Raw genomic sequence first — 18,316 nt, forward strand, 5'->3', positions numbered from 1 at the left:
TATTGGTTTTGTTAGCTTCATCTTGTGCTGAACTTAAAACCAAATGTAATAAACTCAGTAGGATTGGCGTTATTTGAAGATGATTGCACACATACATTACCCTCTTTATCTATTAGGGTACGATGGAATTGCGGGACTCCTGGAGTCCCTATACTTGAAGCGACTCCTACAAAATGCATTGCCTGTTTCGGCCGATATTCTTCAGGCAAATTAAACACTGCATTATTTCCTAATGTCCCACCTTTTACAGCTCCTACTATCTCAACTTCACCTAGAAGATTCTTGCGATATTTTACTGGCAAATTAATAGGGTCATATTCCTTCCAATTGCTTTTAATCTCTTTAGGCGTTTCCCACGAACCTTCCAATAAATCTGATAGTGTGATTTGCTTCTCCCATGGTGTCCATGATTCTGCATTGTGTTTAAGAACTCTAAAGTATGTGTTCTTCCCATATACAGATTCATATGCTATTTGCACTAATGTAGTGCCATAACTCATGACCAACAAAAACACTCGATTAAAGGATGATGGACCGTTTATACCTTGGTTATAAATGAGGTACATTCCTGTCTGAGTGAGGGTGTTATAGTCTGTTTCGCTAGCAAATCCATGATAAATGGGCTTTCCATTATCTTGTGTGATTTTTACTAATTGACCGTTATCCCATCTGGCCCTATCGCTATCTGTAGGCAGCTTTGTCCATGTAATCGACGTATCACCGGTATGATAATAGAAAGAATATGCATTACCTGAACGATCAATCGCAAAGCCAGTTCCACTACCCTCCTCCCCTACCGTCTGCATGCCTCTTATCGAGACATTCGATAGGGAAGGAGAATCTTCCACACCCGCAGCTGCATAAAATGTACATGTTCCTTTTCCTTTAATTGCGTCAAAAATTCTAGCATTGGCTGGAATATTGATTAGCTGACTTCCATTATCGGCTGTAATCTTATAACTCTGTGATTCATTCCATTTCTCCTTTTCTATTTCAGATGCATGTATTCTCACATCATTTGTATGTTTTAAGAGTTGTTCTACTAGTCCAGTATCATTTTCAAGTAGTACGTTGACCATGTCATTAAACAGATCTGCATGCGCTTTATCATTCACTTCAAAAGGTTTTGGTTCTTTGATATCCAATCGCTCTTCACTCCCTTGCCTTAACATTTGGTTCAATCTCTTTCAGCTGCTCTAAAGTGAGCATCCTTTGCTCATATCCTTCATTTAGATCTTCCATTGAACAATCCCCCAGTTCAATTGCTTGTTTGACTAGCTCAGGTGTCGCCCATTGAAAATATAATGCCATGACCCAATAATTCATGATTCACTCTCTCCTTTAATGAAAAGGATCTCATTTTTTAGCGCTTTTAGTTCGTTTGATAGAAGATCACATTGATGTTCTATCTGTTTTCTCATCAGTTTTTCTTTTGCTACTTCTTGCGCTAGATAATCTAGTGGAAGAGGTGGTTGATACCTCGGGTTGGCTTGTGATTCTTCCCACCATTTTTTTAATTCTTCTACCATTGGCTTTGGCACGTCTAGATACCACTCACTTATATATGAACCGTCGCCGTCATTTCTCAGTTCAAAATCCTTTTGCGGATCCGCATCAGGGTATTTATACTTAATAGCTTCATATAAAATCATCAGAACCCTCCTATACTCTCGGGAAATTTCGGCCGCCTACTTCTGTAATGTCAAAATAGTTGTACCAGCCTGAGTTATCTGATATATAACGACTAACGTCTCCGTCATATCCTGCATACATATAAATTTCTAAATAATCCCCTTTATTAGCCGGTACATTGGCAGAACCATAAAGTCCCATACTAAAACTCAACGTATCAGATGGGCTTGTCGGACTTTGTCTTTGATGTGAAATATTTTTATATCTTTTTCCATTTAAATAGATCGATAATTCAAAGTTGGCATACCGTTGAAAGCTTTCAATATACACACCTGCATTCACTGAATACATTCCGTTTTCAGGACAGATAAAGCGATTATTTTTGATATCAAAATTGTTATGACTGTCTTTTATTTTTCGATTAAAAAGAACTTTTTGATACTCTCCTTTGGTTAATAACTGCTTCCCAGTTGTACCTATATTGGCATGACAGAACCCAGAGAGCTTATGCCAGTCGGTCCAACCCGATCCTGTCCACCAGTGACGACACCACGTACCTGTGCTATCAAAATAACTTCCTGCTTCGTTTCCTGTCCCATAGTAATATTGAACAAATCGAAAGTTACTATATTTTTCATTTTTCACAAAGCCGAATCTTGTAGGGTATCCCGTATCATTGGCTTGACCAATATCCATGAATGTAATCCCTATTGGATATTCCTCGCCGCTGATTGTCGCATCTTGAATGGCTTGATCCCCTGTTAGCTTGAAAAAGCTTTCATTTGTGATACCTGCAATTTGTTTACTAAGCGCATTGTCATTCTCTACAAGTGTGTCGACCATCTGATTAAACAAGTTGGCATGGGCTTTGTCAGTGGTTTCAAACGGTAAAGGTGATTTTATGTCCACTTCATTTCCCCCCCATTAATAAATATCATCAATCTCAAAAACAAATTCGATGTCGCCGTCTTTTTGTTTGTCTGTCATGGTGCGGATGGCGGTGAATTTGCCGTCTTCGTCGACAAGTGCTAGTTCGTTGATCACTTCTCCTGCCAGTTCTCCTTCGGCAATCGTGCAGGTGTAGCGGATTTTTGCTGGTTCCATGAAAGTAAATGAATCAATATTTTTTTGGACTAGTTCTTTTTTGAGTTTTTGTTCAGTGCCGTCTAGTGAGATCGGTTTTCCATCCTTCGTTCCCCCATTTCCAAATGCCATTTTGACGACTTTTGTGAGTTTTGTTCCTTCTGCTCTTGCCTTTGCCATTTGTTGACGTGCATACAGTGTTGTTACGGTTAATTGATCAGCCATTGTGATCCTCCTTATAAATCTATTTTTTTAGAAGTTGCTGCGAGCATTTTTGATCCGTCCAGCGGAACAGATCCATCAAGAATCCAGTAATGGTCCTTGATTAGTAAGCTTCCACCCTGCTCAGTTTGGACATGTACTGGCAGACGGAATGTCATCTTCTTTTTGGTTTGATGCTGAAGATGATTTTTTGTGCGTAAAGTCAATGCCGCTCCTTGCTTCGTTTCATGTACCGCTCCAGTCATGACATAGTTCATGCGCTGTGCTGTTTCTGACTGATGTTGAAGCCGCAGTCTCATGTTTAATGAATGCCGAAAACGAGCAGGCACATCCGTTGTACCTCGTGTTCCACTGAGATAAAACGTACCATTTAAGACAAATTCACCATTGAGTAAAATCGGGATATGATCGAAAAAACCCACCCTGCTTCGCAGTGTGAGCCTCACGTGATGATCATTTTTTTCATGTACGTCGGTATGATGAAAAGCCGTGAACGTATAAGCCAAGTGAGCAGGCTTTAACGTTTCAAGAATTTCTACAATATATCTCGTGTTTTGCAGATCATCAAGGTTCACACGTAAGGCGAAGTGATAACGATTGGTTGTGAGACGGATGACAGCACTTGGATTTTTAAGAAAGCGATTAACTGATTTCTCTAATGAAAGATACGTGATTGGCGGAATATTTGACATCATATTGAGTAAGCGTGCCCTGCGCAGTTCAATTGAATCATCTGATTCCCGCTGCACCTTCAGCATTCTTTCCCATCTATTCAATCCCCATGTCGCTGTTAAAGGAAAGAACTGATCCGTTAAGTCGAAAATGGATTCGTCCAATTGCTCAAATTCCGGTGCCTCTGTCTTGAGCAGGTGATCCACTTCATAAATTTCTGTAAAATATGGCGGCAAATAGTTTTTCATTTCATCCTGTTTGCTCAATAACCTTCACCTGCCTAAGACGCGGAATCTCAATGTCCTGTAATACTAAGTTTTTCGACTCGCCATTCAATAACACATCTGCATAATCTGACACACTTTCTGAATGATACAGAATATCATTTAAGGCGGACATTCGAATGGTACTCTTTTCAAATGCGATTGATTTCAACAACGTCTTGACCTTTTCTTCTATTTCTTTCTGAGCTCCTTCAAGGGTCCAGTCCATTTGAAGTTCGACAGCCACTTCTATGTCGATATCCAGCCATTTGGCGCTTTCAACGGTTGCTTTTGAACCGATAGGCGCTTGTCCTTCTCCTTCACCTGGCACTGGGTCGATATATTCCTGTACCCTTTTGACAAGAAGGTCTGATGCAACATCTAGATTGCCATCTGTGATGACGATTTTGACCGTCCCTTCTCCGTTCCAAAGCGGGAACACTTTCGCTCTGCCAACACCAGCTACTTCCTCAGCCCATTTTTTATAATGCGCCCTGTTGGCACTGACAGCCTCTCGCCTCGCACGTATTAAATATCGATCGTATAATGAAGCGTCATCTTCCTCCTCTTGACCAGGTATGACCAGTTCTTTCATCGTAATCGATTCAAGTCCTGGAATTGTATCAAGTGACAGCAGCGGCTGATCTGTTAATTGAACATTGCCTGCTTTACCAGGTGTCTCGCATTCTAGCGTGCCATCCTTCGAATATTGGAAATAAACGTCTTCAATAAAAAAACGTGAGCCAGCTGGAATATTGATATTTTCTGGCTGAATGGCCGCTGACCAAACCGCTTTAGTGGCTGGTTTTCTTTCAATTCCTACTTCAGCAGCCCGCCGATCTAGAAACTCTCCTTGTGCTGTATCTGCAAAGACCAGCTCAAACACTTGATCAAGCCAAATATAGGATTGGGCCAGTTCAGCGGCAGCAGGTGCCAAGGCATTCCAAATCACGCTGTTTTCTCTTTTATCTATATCATCTGGCAGTCTGTCCAGCATTCTTTCCATTAATGCTTCGTACGTCTGTTCCTCAAACATCGCCCTCCATCACCTCCTCTATTTCTAATGTTCCCTCATCTGTGACAATAGCTAATTTGACATGAAACGAGTCATTTTGCTTTGTGACCTCTAACTCTTCAATATGATCAATCCGCTCGTCAACGAGCAGTGCCTCCTCTAGCAGCCTTGGAATCTCCATTTCTTTGTATTCATCCGTGGCTTCTGTATCCGTCAACAGCTCCTGAATTTCAGTGCCAATGTCGTGACTGTAGATAGGATGTGCATACCGCTCTGTCCTAAGTGTCATATAAATAAATTGCCGGATTGCTTCAATACCTGAGATGGTTTCGCCTGTCAGTCTGCCAGTTTCAAAATCTATTCGATACGTCGTCGAGGTTTCAACCTCTTCGTCTTCTTCTACTTCCTCGATTTCTTCCTCTGGTGAAAGTGCCACGTTCATCACCTCCCTTACAATTTGTCGATGATGTAAAAGGACTGTCCTCCTGCCATTGCAAGCACCATAATACTGTCTCCTCTTTTCAGCTCATCATCCTCACCCTTATTTAAGCGCTTCGGCCAAATCAGTAATTCTTCTGGAATGGTCAGCTTATGATTCTCATTTAATCGGATGCTCAGCGGGGAAACCGCCGTGACTTCTCCAATGACAAGATCGATTGGAGATTCTGCGTCTACTGCATTCACTGCCAATCGTTTAATCGCTTCACTTAATCTCACGCTTGATCACCCTTTGGCATTGAATTTTTCTCAACAACATCAATTGTCATGGTGTGTTTCACCCCACTGAATTCATGTTTGTCTTGATCGATCCAGTAAGTTTTTTTTACGTTGATTTCAGGAATTTTCAAATAGATTGGGAGACCGCTTTGCAGCTCAGGAATTCCTAGCGCTTGGATGCTTTTGACTTCTTGTTTGACGCCTTTTTTCTCTGCCAGCCGTACTTTTGCTCTCTTTTGCAGCTGCGGCTGGTTAATTTGCCCCGTGACTGTCTCAACATGCTGTAAAATACCGTATTTATTCTGACCGGCTTTATCCTGTTCGACCACAACAATCTCGGATTTACTCCCTTTTTTCTTATTCTTCCCCTGTTCATCAGCAGACGTACGCATCTTAACACGAGTGGCTGTCTCTTCAATCGAGGTGCTGTATTGATAGCTGATGAGATTGACGCCTGATTCAATGACCCATACGTCCTCTGGATCAGGCCAGGCTCTCAGCCCCATCTTGCCTTTAGCAGAATAGATTTGATAGTTTCTTCCCGTCTGCCGCTTCGTTTCTTTCAATGCTTTCAATATCATGTCATACAGGCTCGTATCATTTTTAAAGACTAGTGATTTGATGACATGTCCTGTATTGGCGATTGAGGTCATTGGAATTTGAAAGTCAGCTCCAATCCGCCTTAAGATTTGATCTGCTCTTTGATTTGAAAAAACATAGACATCTTGGTTTTTCACCAAATATTGAAGCATATCGTATGCGGTAAAAGTCATCTTCCCTTCAACAGGTGTCCGGGAAAAAACGATGCCTCTAAAAAGCTCTTTTCCTTTCCATTTAAAAAGAACCGTGTCCCCTTCCGAGACACGGTAATAAGTTTGACTGCCTTGCTTTGTGATAATATTTGCCTGAATTGAGCGAGGGGCTTGATACCTTTGCCCCTGAAGTGTCACACTCTCTGTGACAAGCTCATACATGGTGCCGCTTCTGATGGCAAAAAGCTCGATCAATGCCAGCCCCCCTATTGTGGTATTTTTAACCTTTGTCCAGGGAAAATCCAATGCCCCGGCTGCTTAATATTACGTCTGCTACGTTTAATCATCGCTAACTTATTGGCATTCCAAATACGCCGCCATTTTGTACTGTCGCCATAAAACCTGCCAGAAATGGCCCATAGCGTATCCCCTTTTTTGACGGTGTACATTTTTGGTGGTGTTTTTGAAGGCCGTTTCTTTTTCGTTTGTTTTGCTTTTTTCTTCCGTTTGATTTTCCTAGGAGATGCGGTTTTATATTCTTTTAACTCGATCGTAAATTCACGATCTCCAATATCATATGACCCTTCCTTGTGGGTGAAGCTTTCAATGCTGCACGTCATATTGATTTTTGTCCCAGTTACAATCAACCGCACGGATTTCTTAGAACGCATCATTCGTTCAATTTTCGCGATTGCATTCTCTGGTGATGGAATACTTTTATATTCAGCAATCGGCGAATATTTCTTAGGAAATAATGAGGTGAATGATACTTGTTTAGCCGATGGTACGTCAATAAAAGTCAGTTCTCCAAAAGAAGCGACCTTTACCGTTTCATTTTGTACGTTATTTGTGATTTCGAGTTCGGATGGAAGGACAGGGAATCGCAACTTGTCCTTTCCTTGGGAAATCCACAATTGATACACTGATTTACCCATCAATCACGACCCCCTTCGTTCCTGTATGAAGCTCTACTTCAAGTTCATCTACAAGCATTTGTTTAATTTTTTCGACTAGCGATTGTTGATCTTGTCCATTATGGAAATGCTGATCTCCATTGAATTGAATCGTGATTTGTTTATTACCTGACGATGATGTTGTACTGCCTGTTGACTGAGCTGAGGTGACTTGCTGCATCTGTGCTTCTGGTAAAGGAGCAGATGCATTTGATGGATCATATACTTGCATCCCAAGTGCCTTAGCTGCCTGCGTCAATAAATACCTTCCGCGAATGCCTCTTTCCTCGGGAATAATCCATTCACGTTTGTTTCCTTCACCGACTCTAGCCACCTGCTCTTGAGTAATCAATCCGCCATTTGCGTAGCCTTTATAAGGGCCGCCTCTTCTCATACTTCGTAATCCCGGCGTGTTGAAGACTGTTCCATATCTGCCCTTAATGTAGTTAATGGCTGCTACGGCATTATGAATTGGGTTCCAAATGTCATTCATGCCCTTGCCTTTATTGGCGTTAAACGTCGTTCCAATGGTTTGCATTAAACCTTTAGAAGGTGTTCCCTTTTTGGCATTGGAATCCCATAAGTTGATCGCTCTCGGATTTCCACGTGACTCATGCTGCGCGATGGTCATCAGACCTGGAAGCCAGCTCATAGATGTGCCAGTTGCCATGATGGCCGCCATGAGCCATTGTTTAATATTAAGCCCTGAAGCTCCCATACCGCTGAAGGCACCGATTAATGAACCAGCTTGATTTTCAGCAAACTTTTTCACATCAACTGAGTCGAGCCCTTTGACGACACCAATTGATGCAAATTTCCCAAGACTCATCATGACGCGTGAAGGGGAATGAATGTCTAATTCCTCTCTAAACGCCTGTTCTACTTTCTTCGCCATTTCTTTGGCCGCTTGCGTGACTTCGCTTCCTTTGGAACGCATGCCGTTATTAAAGGCGTCAATCATTCCTGAACCCCAGCTTGGTGATTCTTGTTTTGCTTGCAGGAATGGTTGTTTGATGTGTTGATCTACGTATTGGCTCGTGCCAATTGATGTGGCATTTTGGCCTGCTGCAAAACCACTAACCGTTCCAGAACCCCAAGTTGGTGATGCGGTCATGACTTGTTGGTATGGTGTTTTTACACGACTTTGCAAGAAGCTGGCTGTACCTGTTGGTGTCATCTGCTGACCATTTGCAAAAGCTGAAACCGTTTGTTGACCATACTTTCCTGAGTCTGATGTCAATTGACCAAACGGCTGCTGAATATTCTTTTGTTTCCATTGATCAAGGGAGATTACTTTACGATTTAACCCCTGTTCAAAATCGTTATTAAATTGCTCGCCAATGCTGGAGGCTTGAATGTCCCCCGTCACCGAGACCGATCCGTCTATTGAACCGACAGAAGATGATGCAGCTACTGCTGTAGGAGCTGGAGAGCTTGACACTGAATTTCCTGCCGCTCCGCTTGGTACAACAGACATTCCAAGTTGAGAAGCTGCCTGTGCCAGCAGCATCTTTCCGCGTCCTCGGTTATTTTGAGTTGGAATGACAAATTCGTTACCTGCTTCACCGACCCATGATAAGGTTGGCTGAGTGATATAGCCGCCTGTGGCATTATTATCAGGTTTTTTCTTCCCAACGACCCAATTTATTACTACATCTACAATACCGCCTGCTTTGTCAAAAATCTTTTTTACCCAGCCAAATGCTGCAGAAAATCCATCACTTATGGCACCTGCCACTTTTACGATCGGTGTCTGAATATTATCTTTAAACCATTTGGATAATCCATCCCATATATCTGTCACGACTTTATACGCTTCTTCAAACTTTTCCCCGAAACTGTCTTTAATGGTTCCTACCGTATCTACAAGTGGATTCCACACATTCTCCATAAACCATGTCGATACAACTCCAAAGATTGATTGTATTTTTTTCCATGCATTTGATAATGCCGTCCAAATTCCTGTAGCGACTGTAACGACTGTGCTGCTTAGTGGCGTCCAGACGTTTTCGATAAACCACCCTGCGACTGTACTGAATGTTTCTTGAATCCATGTCCAGGCATTGACTAGGCTTGACCAGATGGTCGTTGCTACCGTAACGACTGTGCTGCTTAACGGTGTCCAGACGTTTTCAATAAACCACCCTGCGACTGTACTGAATGTTTCTTGAATCCACGTCCAGGCATTGACTAGGCTTGACCAGATGGTCGCTGCTACCGTAACGACTGTACCGCTTAACGGTGTCCAGACGTTTTCAATAAACCACCCTGCAACTGTACTGAATGTTTCTTGGATCCACGTCCAGGCATTGACTAGGCTTGACCAGATGGTCGTTGCTACTGTGACAACCGTGCTGCTTAATGGTGTCCAGACATTTTCTGAGAACCAAGTCGCAACTGTTGACCAAACTTCAACAATTTGGTCTTTGATTTCAATGGCTTTTTGGCGAATCTTTTCAAATCCGCCGCCATCAAACCATTTTCCGATCGTTTCACCGATAGATTCGCCGCCCATACTTCCAGCGATGCCGCCTACTAGACCACCGATAGCTGTACCTACTCCTGGAACTACGCTTCCAATGGCTGCACCTGCTGCTGCACCTGCCATCCCGCCGGCGATACCGCCTCCAGTCGTACCGATCTTTTCACCAGCATTCTCTTTTTTCATACCGATTAAATTTGTTGCACTAAGTAAACCACCTAGAATAGGTACTTTCTTTAATAATTTGCCGCTCCCTTTACCGATATTTTTCACCGCATCCCCTAGTCCACTTAACCCCTTGCCACCTTTCATTAGACCCGTAAGGCCACCAACTGAAGCTGCGATACCCGCACCTTTCTTTAGTCCACTAGGGATTTTTCCAAATAACTTACCTGCATTTGTTTTCAGTTTCCCTAATTTACTTGGAGACCTTCTATTCATTTCGGTTCTTGATGTGGCATTTGGATTTGTTGGTCGTCTCGGTGAACGGCCATTTCTCGCTTTAGTCGATCCTCGGCTGCTTATACCTCTTGCACAACAAGGGCAACAACTACTGCGAAACAAACCTTTTCCACCTCTCGGCTTAGGCTGCGTTTTAGGTGCCGAATTAGATGGTGTTGATGTTGGTGCAGTTGTCGGAGCTGTTGTTGGCGCTGTTGTTGGCGCTGTTGTTGGTGCCGGAGTGGTACTGCTATTTTCGCTTGATTGATCACTTGTACCAAAGAGGCGATCTAATCCAGTCTTCACCCATTGATCTAGTTTTTCTTCAGGATTAAATTTAATCTTCTCTTTAATTCTTCCGATCACATCTTGTTTGTACTCTTCTATTTTATTTTCAACCCAAGGAAGTGCTTTTTCATCCCAAAACTTTCTAGGACTCAATTTTTCCTTCACTTTGTCTGCAACGTCACCTGCATATTTTTGAATTTCATTTAATCCTTTATTGGCAAAGTTCTGTAGCAAACTCTGTTTAGGTTCATCCGTTTTAGCTGACGGACTAGCAGCCTCAGGCTCTTTTTTTATGGTTTTTTCTTTCACAACAGACTCTGCCTGATCTCGTTTTTTCAGCTTACTTTTTGCATTGTCTTGAACAGACACTCTGATTTCGTGTTTGGACATCGTCAAGCTTTTGAGTGTCTTTTTGATTCGTTGAATTGCTGCGGTGGCTTGGTCAACCATGTTTAATCTCATATAGTACGTTCTGTTGATGAGCTGAAGGATTGATTTTTTGATTGATGATATTTTACCTGATAATTGATCGTTCAATTTAAACGTCATCATCATGGGACTTGTCCCCACTTGTTTCAAACGATCTATGCTGGATTTAATGACATCCAGTCCCTTTGCTTGAATGGATATGACCATATGATTCGGTAACATATTTAACTGATTTTTTAATGATTTTAGATCACGATAGATTCCCTGATCCAGCGTCATGGAAACAGCTGAAATTTTCCGGAGCGATAAGGTGAGATTTCTCAGCTTCTTTTCATCCATTTCTAGGCTTATTTTCACCGGTTTTCTAAATGGTTTGAGCTGCTTCTCAAACGTTTGAAACCGTTTTTGAATGCGTAATAGCTTTTTCGACACCCGGTCTTCTAATTCAAATCGTGCTGTAAGTTTCGCCATTTACTTACCTCCTTTCTTTGCTTCTTTTTCTAGCATGTCTAGTTTGTAGCTGATCAGTCCGAAAAGGAATGCTTTGAATGGTCTTGGTGATTCGTATAAATCAAGGAGTTCAGATGGGGAGTAGTGAAGTTCGTGCATCGCGTAATATAAAAACACGGCTTCTTTATCCCCATCTTTTATTAGTTTTTTGCTGCTTCTTCTAAATCTTCAATTTCATCTTCGAATCCGTTGATTTCGATTGCTTTGTTTAACCAGTTCGCATATTCACCGCCAACTGACAGGACACGTTTTGCTACTTCAACTGGATCTTGTGTGCTGTAGGCTTCTCTTAATTCCTTTGAACGGAAATCTGGGTAAATCGTCGATTCAATTGCAATACGTGCGTAGAAGCGCTGGCTGTCTAAGTCTTTCACACGTCCTCTGCCTTTGACATTTTTGAAGGTTGTGTTTTCTTTTTCCAGTTCATCAATACGTTCAGTTGTAATAGCTTTAAAGACAAAAGGAATGACATTCCCTTTTTTATCAACAAAACGCTTAGAAATCGGTACTTTGACTTCTTCCGCTTCTACTGTTTGTCCTGGCATAAAAAATGAAAGATCAAATGTTTGTTTTTCACTCATGTTTAAAAACTCCCTTTGTTATGTTTTTTTGAATGCAAAAAAGCACATCCATTTTTTGAATGTGCTTTCCAATCTTTTCATGTATAATTTTAATTGTACAATTGAATGGCTTGCTCAAGGGCGTCTGGCTCATCCCCGATAGGAAGGGGGTGATGCATATGTCAACATTTGAAGCGATTTCCCTCATGTTTTTATTCGGGATGTTTATCCTTACTTTGTTGACGTATATAAACAAAAAATAGACTCCCCTTGAGCTTTGGACGGTTGAAGGGGAAGTCTATCCTAAAAACTATCTAAATTGATTAGCCAGCCCCTTTGAGGGCCTCATTGTACATTGCCGGGATGTTAGAGCATCCTGGCTTTTTTTATTGTATGCAAATAGCTTTGCATGTAAACATATTTTAATGAATCGAATACAAGACGTTGCCAGACGAAATTTAGACGGCTTCAAGACGGCTGTATTACAACTGCATTATAGCATATTCAGTTTTTAATTTGCTAATTAATTAGCTGATTTCCTCCACTTTTCTTAGAAAGTATTCTTCAGCTTCTCAGGAAGATCAAAGTCTTCAAACGTGAAAGGAACTTCTTCTTCAAGCGCCTCTGAATCAACATCCAATCCAGCGATTTTAGCTGAATCAAAGTTGACATCAAATAATGTCACACGCTCAGTGCCACGGCCTGATGATTTATCGTCAATGACAGCTTGAAGAGTGAAATATGGATCTTCTCCTTTTTTCACGTAATTGAGCATCAATTGAACGAAACGAGATGTAACTTTATAAAAGGTTGCCGTTCCTGTTCCGTTTGCTCCCGTTGTTTTATGGCCAGTCATTCGGCGGCCCATGACGTTCACTTCTGATTTGTTTTTCTCCACGTTTGCTTCGAAGGTTTTGATAAATGCAAGCTCCTCACCTTCTAAGAAAAGACGACCTTCTTTACCTGAAATTGTATTTTGCGCTTTAAAAGCCATCTTACTTCACCTCCACATTGAAATAGAATTTTTCTGCTGCATCTACTGGTTGAACCGCTAAATCGATGATAAATCCATCACGATCTTCATTGAGGCCGATCACGATATCTGTTTCTGAGTTAAAGCCTGTAATGCCGCTGCCATCTTGAAGCTGTGTGAGATACTGGGTAATCAGTGTTTTCACAAGCTGCACACCATCATCTGATGCTGGAATGTCATTGCCATTGGCTTTGCGTAATTTAATCAGATTTTTTAATTCGAAAGTTAAATCATTGTTGATCGCATCAAGCACACGAATGATTTTGTTTTTCGCCATTTGCTGGTTCTTTTCAGCTGTGAAGCTTGTCAAGGAGTTAATATCTTTTTCAACACTCACCGTGCGATCTCTCGCATCAAAGGTGAAAATGAACTCCCCTTGTGATAATCGGTATTCTACTTGATCATTGTCAAGGCGTTCTAATGTATCGACTGCTCCTTCGTATTCAACAAAGGTGAGTGACTGATTGAAGTTTGCTCCGGCACTTGCACCTGCGACCCATGCTGTTGTTTGAGCAGGTGTTAGTTCTGTTCCATCTTCGAGTACAACACCGCTTGTCACATTGATGATTCCTTCTTGATCAGCTGCGTAATTAGCCACAACCCCTTGCACCTTACGTCCTTGCTTATCACGTAAACGATCGATAAATGAAGCGAAGGTTGCTTTTAATTGCTCACTATTATCGACTGGAAGGGCAATGACATCGAAGTATTCTGTTTCTGCTGCTTCTAGGAAAGCTGTATAATCTGCAACACTTGCCACGCCGTTTTTCCCGCCGCTTAGTGCCACACCAGCTGTGATGACTGCTTCACCTTCACCAGAAAATTGAACGTACTTGTTTTTCACAAGATCTTTGACATCAGTGACAACCTGTTTGTCCACAATATCTGTTCCCAGATAAGTGATAACATCGCGCTTTGTGCTATCAAGTACATTTTCTGCCACTTGTACTGTGATCTCATTTCCTTTTAGGCCGCCATAATTTGCTGTGACCACAAAGTTTTCAGCAATTTCGGCTTTAGCCGGCTCCCCTTCATTTAAGCGGTAAAGCAAGACCGTTTGCGCTTTTTTCTTTGCTTCACGGAAAAGAAGAAGTGACTTATCATCAATGTTAAGTCCAACCTTCTTATTTAAGTCTTCCATATTTGAAACGGAAATAAAGGTTTTTGGTTCTCCCCAGCTCATCACAAGAGGAAGTGCCACCGTACCTCGGTCACCTAAAGTAATTCGTTGCTCTGCTGTTGTTTTAAAATTAAAGTAAATGCCAGGACGCTTTTTCTCTGTACCTGGTGTAAAAGTGCCTCCGTTCATCCTTTAAACCTCCTTGGACAAAAAAGCATCAATGTGCTTTTTTGCTTCTGTTTTTGTAATTGGTTGATCTTTTATATAAAAAAGAGCGCCTTCAAGGATTTCTGGTTTGACCCCAAAAAGATCCTTGCTGTGCTCCTTTAAGGCTTCAAATGAAAAGCCAAATTCTTTTTCTTCGCCGGCTGTTTGAGCGGGCTGTGCATTTTTAGTCTTGCTCACGTTTGATCACCCCATCTGAAAAGTTGATATCTTCAAGGCTTGCCTGTTTGTCCCGGTTGTACCAATAGCTGCTATCCCATGTCAGGACAATCGCTGCTACGCCTTGATCTATCATTCTTGTTTCCACTCTTTTTATGCGGACATAATCATCAAGCACCTCTCCGTCTTCACTCATCATCTGAATGATTTGACGATCAGCAAGCAATGCATCAACGATTGTTTCTGCCGCATCATGTGCTTTTTCTGTATCAATATGAAAGACTTTCACTTGTAGCGAATAAGATTTCATAAAGGTAGAAACCGTATCTGGACCACTGATCACTGTCACAGGCGGCACATAAACAGATGGCACTTGAAAGCGTTCTGGCAAAAGACGATCATACATTGTCACAGGAAAGTGTGTGTAGATATAATGCATGATTGCCCCGACTTCTTGATTCATTCCATCACCTCCCAAAATGTCGATCGAACCAGCTTTGCAGCTTTCGATCCAGCGACTGTTCAAACATTTTCTCATAGAGCATGACAGCATGATCCCAGTAGCCATTGCCTTCAATCCATTGAGAGGCAAGCATCATTCCTGTACTTGCATTCGGATCATATTCAAAGCGGCTGCCAGTCCATCTGCCAGGCACCCATCTTCGCTCTCCACTTGAAGAAGTGGCATGTCCGTCATTGACATAGGAGGCATATTCAAGCTGCGTTCCCACTTCAAGTGTGAGACCGCCTTTTGAAAGGAAAAAAAGATTCTCCTTGTCGCCTTGTGTAAAGGATCTTAGAAGCCGTCCTGTATCAACAGCATTCTCCTTGATTAATTCATCCTGAATGATGTCTAAAAACTGCAGGCCCATGTCCTCCAACCAATCTTGATATTCTGCCTTTAAACCGCCACCACACGCTGTCTGCAGTTGTGAAATCAGCCGGTCAAGTCCATCAATTTTCATAGATTTTCCTTCCTGACTGCCATCACTTCGATGTGATGATTTTTCACTTTTTTAGGCTGCTGTAATTTGAGTGACACGCCATTCCACACCATTTTGTCATGCAAGCGAATATCACTTCCTAAAGGAAAATGGACAAGATAGGATTGATAAATGACTGTATTCGGCTCTTCTTGCACAAGTGACTGGTTCTTTTCTATGACATAACAAGCTAGATCGGTCAGGCTGGGAGCGTCGGGATAGGAAAGTGTCATTTGTAAATCATCAGCTGGAATTCCAAATTTCCCGCGGGCAGACTCCTTATGTTCAAGGTGAAAAAGATCACAGCGATCTGTTAATAGAGATTGATAGCTCATAATGATCTCACCTTTAGTTTGGCACTGCCGGCAGTTAATGTTGGTTCAATGTAATCTACTAGCAAGGCATATACATAGGGTCTGCCTTTCACTTGATCAGCTGCCTTTGCATATGAATAATCGCCCATTTTCTCTGACGTAAAGCCTTTCATCATAGATTCGTCATCATTCAGCATGGCAAAATATTGGGCCATTTTTAATAATGCGATTCTTGCTTTTTCAGGGAGAGGCTGATATTTTTCGCTTGAGAAATCGTGACCTACGATCTGAAATACCGCAGCTTCTGCTTCGATAATATCTGCTGTCAGTCTTTCTACAGATCGATTTTTCACACGATCAAATACAGAATAGGCCTGCAGTTCTTCAGCAGAAATGATCATGGTCTGCCGTCACCTACTCTTTCACTTTCATCACTTTTGCTACAGCATCCTCTTCCTCAAATTTGCTGTCTAGCTTCGCTGTGAGGACAATAATAAATTTACGGCTGCGAATATCTTTTTCTACTTCAATTCGAATATTTCGAGAGAAACCTACGATAATATTTTTAGGATGTGTCAGCAAAATATCTGATACATCTGTTCCCGCTTCGTCATATGGCTGCATATTGGCAAGACCTTTGACCGGCACACCGAATGCAGAAGAAAGTCCGCCTTGAATGGCCGCATCTCCAAGGCCCGTCTGACGGTTTGCTACTTGATCCTTCCATTCAACTTCTAAGCTTGGGGATGTGTAGAAACGGAAATCCTGAGGAACGCGTAAATATTTTGACGGCATCGCTTTATAAGCTTGCTTAAACATTTGGCGGCTGATTTCCGCTCCATTTGCATCTACGATATGAGATACTGCTTGTTTTCTCACGCCATCCATTTGAGCTAGAAATGGATCTGCTGAAGTCGTATCGCCATTGACGATGAGCTCTTCAATGTCAACGGCTGCTCGTTCAGCGAGCATTTGCATAATCGTCTGCTGAATGCCGTCTTTCTCAATATTGTTTTCAATGCTGTCGTAGGTCATGTGGATCTCTGCGATGACCTCTTTCGCATTTAGCTGGACAGTGCTTGTCGCTGGGACAACACGGTCTTTCGCATCAAGCGCTTTGCCTTCTTCTGCTGGGCGCAAAATACGCTGGCCAAAGCCGATTTTTTCGATTTTTTGTGAATCACTTTCCATTGGAATGATACGTGCATCATTTAAAACGGTTGGTGTATTTTGCATCATTCTAATGAATGTGTTGGATTGGGTTGCGTTCATGAGACCGCCGGTTTTTAAGCTGGCAAGTGTCATTTCGGCCTTGCGAATCAACTCTTGATTTCTCACACTATTTCCTCCTTATTTAGGCTTATAGTAAGCCATCCCATATGGGCTTTGTACTGTCGTTTTGTGTATCGTGGATTGTTTGTTTTGACATGCCGCGCGCTTTTTCAAGCATGTGAATCCGCTCTGAAATAGGCAAAAGCTGCTGCTGAAGCACTTGCTCAAGCGCAGCTTTTTCTCTGCTGGCTGATTTCTCTAAAGAAGAAAGCTGATGACGAATTGGTGCTACGGCTTGCTCAAGCACCTTTTGGACAGGTTCTTCTCCAGTTTGATCTGTTTCCTGCTGTTCAGCATGCTGTAAGACGTTTTCGATGGCCATTTTTGCTTTTTCAAGCTCTCGTACTTGCTCCGTCGTCAAAGCGGCGTCTTGTTTTTGTACGGAGGCTGGCCTTTCACCAATCGTTTGAAGCACATCTTCTGTCTTCAAAATCTCCTGCACGATTGGCAGCAATTGCTCAAGCGCTGATCTTACACCCGCCTCATCACCATCACTTGACTGTAAGGTTTCCAGCAGGTGGTCTAAAACGCTCCAAAATTGTTGTGACATGTTTGCACCTTCCTCTTTCAAAAAGAAATTTTTCAGCAAAGAAAAAAGCCCTCTCTCATTCGTGCTTTGAGATAGGAGCTGATCTTGTTCTTCTATTGCTACGATGTCCGCCGTTCCTGCCATTGAATATCCTGTAATGTGACCTTTCTGAATTTGATCCCAAATCTCTTGAGAAGCCTTTGTTACAAGCACCCAAGATCCTTTTCGAATCAGCTCACCGCCTACTTCAAAATCAGCTGGTGCAATGTATGATTCAACCACTTCTCCAACACCATGTTGAAAATCATGCTGCTTGTCAATGTGGCGGGCATCTTGCATAAAACCATGTGCTGCTCTTTCAATTTCTTTGGCAGACATAAAGTCTTGGTGTGCATCAGGTGTATTCGGTTCATACACGACACCATACACAAGGCGATGAGCATCTTCTGCCTTTGTCAGCACACTCACCTCTTTTTGAAAGTCAGGCTGGCTTTTCTTTGCCTTCATCAAAAAGAATTTCTTTTTGTTTGCGGCTCTGTCCACGTAGGAAACATGCGTAATTTTTGCGTTTTTTAATTCTCTTGGCATATGTTCACCCCCTT

General features: G+C 42.1%; 24 protein-coding genes. 1 reads left to right on the top strand and 23 read right to left on the bottom strand.

Features of this window, described 5'->3' with window-relative positions; translation table 11 throughout:
• Positions 1-17 precede the first annotated feature (17 nt).
• The 14 genes from AC3WTB_RS05455 to AC3WTB_RS05520 are packed head-to-tail and all read right to left on the bottom strand — an operon-like array spanning position 18 to position 12,040.
• Positions 18-1,145 (bottom strand): pyocin knob domain-containing protein, encoded by a 1,128-nt coding sequence (locus AC3WTB_RS05455; protein WP_492333445.1) that lies wholly within the window; start codon positions 1,143-1,145, stop codon positions 18-20.
• A gap of 7 nt (positions 1,146-1,152) precedes the next feature.
• Positions 1,153-1,326 carry an XkdX family protein gene (locus AC3WTB_RS05460; RefSeq protein ID WP_492333446.1) on the bottom strand — a complete coding sequence of 58 codons (174 nt, stop codon included), beginning with the start codon at positions 1,324-1,326 and terminating at the stop codon, positions 1,153-1,155.
• A complete protein-coding gene (locus tag AC3WTB_RS05465; protein WP_492333447.1) occupies positions 1,323-1,652 on the bottom strand; it encodes an XkdW family protein in 330 nt (109 codons plus the stop codon). Before AC3WTB_RS05465 ends, AC3WTB_RS05460 begins: the two co-directional genes overlap by 4 nt.
• 10 nt (positions 1,653-1,662) lie before the next feature.
• Positions 1,663-2,541 carry a hypothetical protein gene (locus AC3WTB_RS05470; protein WP_492333448.1) on the bottom strand — a complete coding sequence of 293 codons (879 nt, stop codon included), beginning with the start codon at positions 2,539-2,541 and terminating at the stop codon, positions 1,663-1,665.
• A 15-nt stretch (positions 2,542-2,556) separates the two neighbouring features.
• Positions 2,557-2,940, bottom strand: a complete 384-nt coding sequence (locus AC3WTB_RS05475) for a phage tail-collar fiber domain-containing protein (protein ID WP_024423249.1) — start codon at positions 2,938-2,940, stop codon at positions 2,557-2,559.
• An 11-nt stretch (positions 2,941-2,951) separates the two neighbouring features.
• A complete protein-coding gene (locus AC3WTB_RS05480; RefSeq protein WP_492333449.1) occupies positions 2,952-3,875 on the bottom strand; it encodes a YmfQ family protein in 924 nt (307 codons plus the stop codon).
• Complete coding sequence (locus AC3WTB_RS05485; protein WP_144490209.1) at positions 3,859-4,908, bottom strand: baseplate J/gp47 family protein; 1,050 nt, start codon at positions 4,906-4,908, stop codon at positions 3,859-3,861. Before AC3WTB_RS05485 ends, AC3WTB_RS05480 begins: the two co-directional genes overlap by 17 nt.
• Positions 4,901-5,323, bottom strand: a complete 423-nt coding sequence (locus AC3WTB_RS05490; RefSeq protein ID WP_059375825.1) for a DUF2634 domain-containing protein — start codon at positions 5,321-5,323, stop codon at positions 4,901-4,903. The genes AC3WTB_RS05485 and AC3WTB_RS05490 overlap by 8 nt, the downstream gene beginning before the upstream one ends.
• A gap of 14 nt (positions 5,324-5,337) precedes the next feature.
• Complete coding sequence (locus AC3WTB_RS05495; protein WP_099663585.1) at positions 5,338-5,604, bottom strand: DUF2577 family protein; 267 nt, start codon at positions 5,602-5,604, stop codon at positions 5,338-5,340.
• Positions 5,601-6,611, bottom strand: a complete 1,011-nt coding sequence (locus AC3WTB_RS05500; protein ID WP_099663584.1) for an XkdQ/YqbQ family protein — start codon at positions 6,609-6,611, stop codon at positions 5,601-5,603. The genes AC3WTB_RS05495 and AC3WTB_RS05500 overlap by 4 nt, the downstream gene beginning before the upstream one ends.
• An 11-nt stretch (positions 6,612-6,622) precedes the next feature.
• Positions 6,623-7,291, bottom strand: a complete 669-nt coding sequence (locus tag AC3WTB_RS05505) for a LysM peptidoglycan-binding domain-containing protein (protein WP_034282467.1) — start codon at positions 7,289-7,291, stop codon at positions 6,623-6,625.
• On the bottom strand, positions 7,284-11,420 hold the full coding sequence (locus AC3WTB_RS05510; protein ID WP_492333450.1) for a transglycosylase SLT domain-containing protein: 4,137 nt from the start codon (positions 11,418-11,420) through the stop codon (positions 7,284-7,286). The genes AC3WTB_RS05505 and AC3WTB_RS05510 overlap by 8 nt, the downstream gene beginning before the upstream one ends.
• Positions 11,421-11,558, bottom strand: coding sequence for a hypothetical protein (locus tag AC3WTB_RS05515; protein WP_095285871.1), 138 nt, complete (start codon positions 11,556-11,558; stop codon positions 11,421-11,423).
• 41 nt (positions 11,559-11,599) lie between these two features.
• On the bottom strand, positions 11,600-12,040 hold the full coding sequence (locus AC3WTB_RS05520) for a phage tail assembly chaperone (protein ID WP_012011040.1): 441 nt from the start codon (positions 12,038-12,040) through the stop codon (positions 11,600-11,602).
• A gap of 185 nt (positions 12,041-12,225) precedes the next feature.
• On the opposite strand from AC3WTB_RS05520, the gene AC3WTB_RS05525 reads away from it, so the two are divergent.
• A complete protein-coding gene (locus AC3WTB_RS05525; RefSeq protein WP_231730857.1) occupies positions 12,226-12,282 on the top strand; it encodes a putative holin-like toxin in 57 nt (18 codons plus the stop codon).
• 287 nt (positions 12,283-12,569) lie between these two features.
• On the opposite strand, the gene AC3WTB_RS05530 is transcribed toward AC3WTB_RS05525, so the two are convergent.
• From AC3WTB_RS05530 to AC3WTB_RS05570, 9 genes are read right to left on the bottom strand one after another with little or no spacing between them, the layout of a single operon-like run.
• A complete protein-coding gene (locus AC3WTB_RS05530) occupies positions 12,570-13,013 on the bottom strand; it encodes a phage tail tube protein (protein ID WP_024423257.1) in 444 nt (147 codons plus the stop codon).
• 1 nt (position 13,014) lies between these two features.
• Entirely contained in the window at positions 13,015-14,361 is a 1,347-nt protein-coding gene (locus tag AC3WTB_RS05535; RefSeq protein ID WP_126682248.1) for a phage tail sheath family protein, read from the bottom strand.
• Between the two features lie 3 nt (positions 14,362-14,364).
• Positions 14,365-14,577 carry a YqzN/YkzM domain-containing protein gene (locus tag AC3WTB_RS05540; protein ID WP_039180988.1) on the bottom strand — a complete coding sequence of 71 codons (213 nt, stop codon included), beginning with the start codon at positions 14,575-14,577 and terminating at the stop codon, positions 14,365-14,367.
• Positions 14,564-15,019 (bottom strand): phage tail terminator family protein, encoded by a 456-nt coding sequence (locus tag AC3WTB_RS05545; protein ID WP_039180991.1) that lies wholly within the window; start codon positions 15,017-15,019, stop codon positions 14,564-14,566. Before AC3WTB_RS05545 ends, AC3WTB_RS05540 begins: the two co-directional genes overlap by 14 nt.
• A 4-nt stretch (positions 15,020-15,023) precedes the next feature.
• Complete coding sequence (locus AC3WTB_RS05550; protein WP_039180994.1) at positions 15,024-15,521, bottom strand: HK97 gp10 family phage protein; 498 nt, start codon at positions 15,519-15,521, stop codon at positions 15,024-15,026.
• Entirely contained in the window at positions 15,518-15,874 is a 357-nt protein-coding gene (locus tag AC3WTB_RS05555) for a YqbH/XkdH family protein (protein WP_039180997.1), read from the bottom strand. Before AC3WTB_RS05555 ends, AC3WTB_RS05550 begins: the two co-directional genes overlap by 4 nt.
• Positions 15,871-16,254 (bottom strand): protein YqbG, encoded by a 384-nt coding sequence (gene yqbG, locus AC3WTB_RS05560; RefSeq protein WP_039181000.1) that lies wholly within the window; start codon positions 16,252-16,254, stop codon positions 15,871-15,873. The genes AC3WTB_RS05555 and yqbG overlap by 4 nt, the downstream gene beginning before the upstream one ends.
• Positions 16,255-16,267: 13 nt before the next feature.
• Positions 16,268-17,191, bottom strand: coding sequence for a phage major capsid protein (locus AC3WTB_RS05565; RefSeq protein ID WP_024425904.1), 924 nt, complete (start codon positions 17,189-17,191; stop codon positions 16,268-16,270).
• A gap of 22 nt (positions 17,192-17,213) precedes the next feature.
• Positions 17,214-18,302 (bottom strand): XkdF-like putative serine protease domain-containing protein, encoded by a 1,089-nt coding sequence (locus tag AC3WTB_RS05570; RefSeq protein ID WP_126682249.1) that lies wholly within the window; start codon positions 18,300-18,302, stop codon positions 17,214-17,216.
• Positions 18,303-18,316: the final 14 nt, after the last annotated feature.

The sequence above is a fragment of the Bacillus sp. EB106-04-04-XG123 genome, assembly GCF_058791855.1.

Bases quoted from the DNA above. Each gene is read 5' to 3' on its own strand.
- AC3WTB_RS05460 (WP_492333446.1), bottom strand. From the start codon at position 1,326: ATGAATTATTGGGTCATGGCATTATATTTTCAATGGGCGACACCTGAG.
- AC3WTB_RS05465 (WP_492333447.1), bottom strand. From the start codon at position 1,652: ATGATTTTATATGAAGCTATTAAGTATAAATACCCTGATGCGGATCCG.
- AC3WTB_RS05475 (WP_024423249.1), bottom strand. From the start codon at position 2,940: ATGGCTGATCAATTAACCGTAACAACACTGTATGCACGTCAACAAATG.
- AC3WTB_RS05485 (WP_144490209.1), bottom strand. From the start codon at position 4,908: ATGTTTGAGGAACAGACGTACGAAGCATTAATGGAAAGAATGCTGGAC.
- AC3WTB_RS05505 (WP_034282467.1), bottom strand. From the start codon at position 7,291: ATGGGTAAATCAGTGTATCAATTGTGGATTTCCCAAGGAAAGGACAAG.
- AC3WTB_RS05510 (WP_492333450.1), bottom strand. From the start codon at position 11,420: ATGGCGAAACTTACAGCACGATTTGAATTAGAAGACCGGGTGTCGAAA.
- AC3WTB_RS05515 (WP_095285871.1), bottom strand. From the start codon at position 11,558: ATGCACGAACTTCACTACTCCCCATCTGAACTCCTTGATTTATACGAA.
- AC3WTB_RS05520 (WP_012011040.1), bottom strand. From the start codon at position 12,040: ATGAGTGAAAAACAAACATTTGATCTTTCATTTTTTATGCCAGGACAA.
- AC3WTB_RS05530 (WP_024423257.1), bottom strand. From the start codon at position 13,013: ATGGCTTTTAAAGCGCAAAATACAATTTCAGGTAAAGAAGGTCGTCTT.
- AC3WTB_RS05535 (WP_126682248.1), bottom strand. From the start codon at position 14,361: ATGAACGGAGGCACTTTTACACCAGGTACAGAGAAAAAGCGTCCTGGC.
- AC3WTB_RS05545 (WP_039180991.1), bottom strand. From the start codon at position 15,019: ATGAATCAAGAAGTCGGGGCAATCATGCATTATATCTACACACACTTT.
- AC3WTB_RS05550 (WP_039180994.1), bottom strand. From the start codon at position 15,521: ATGAAAATTGATGGACTTGACCGGCTGATTTCACAACTGCAGACAGCG.
- AC3WTB_RS05555 (WP_039180997.1), bottom strand. From the start codon at position 15,874: ATGAGCTATCAATCTCTATTAACAGATCGCTGTGATCTTTTTCACCTT.
- yqbG (WP_039181000.1), bottom strand. From the start codon at position 16,254: ATGATCATTTCTGCTGAAGAACTGCAGGCCTATTCTGTATTTGATCGT.
- AC3WTB_RS05570 (WP_126682249.1), bottom strand. From the start codon at position 18,302: ATGCCAAGAGAATTAAAAAACGCAAAAATTACGCATGTTTCCTACGTG.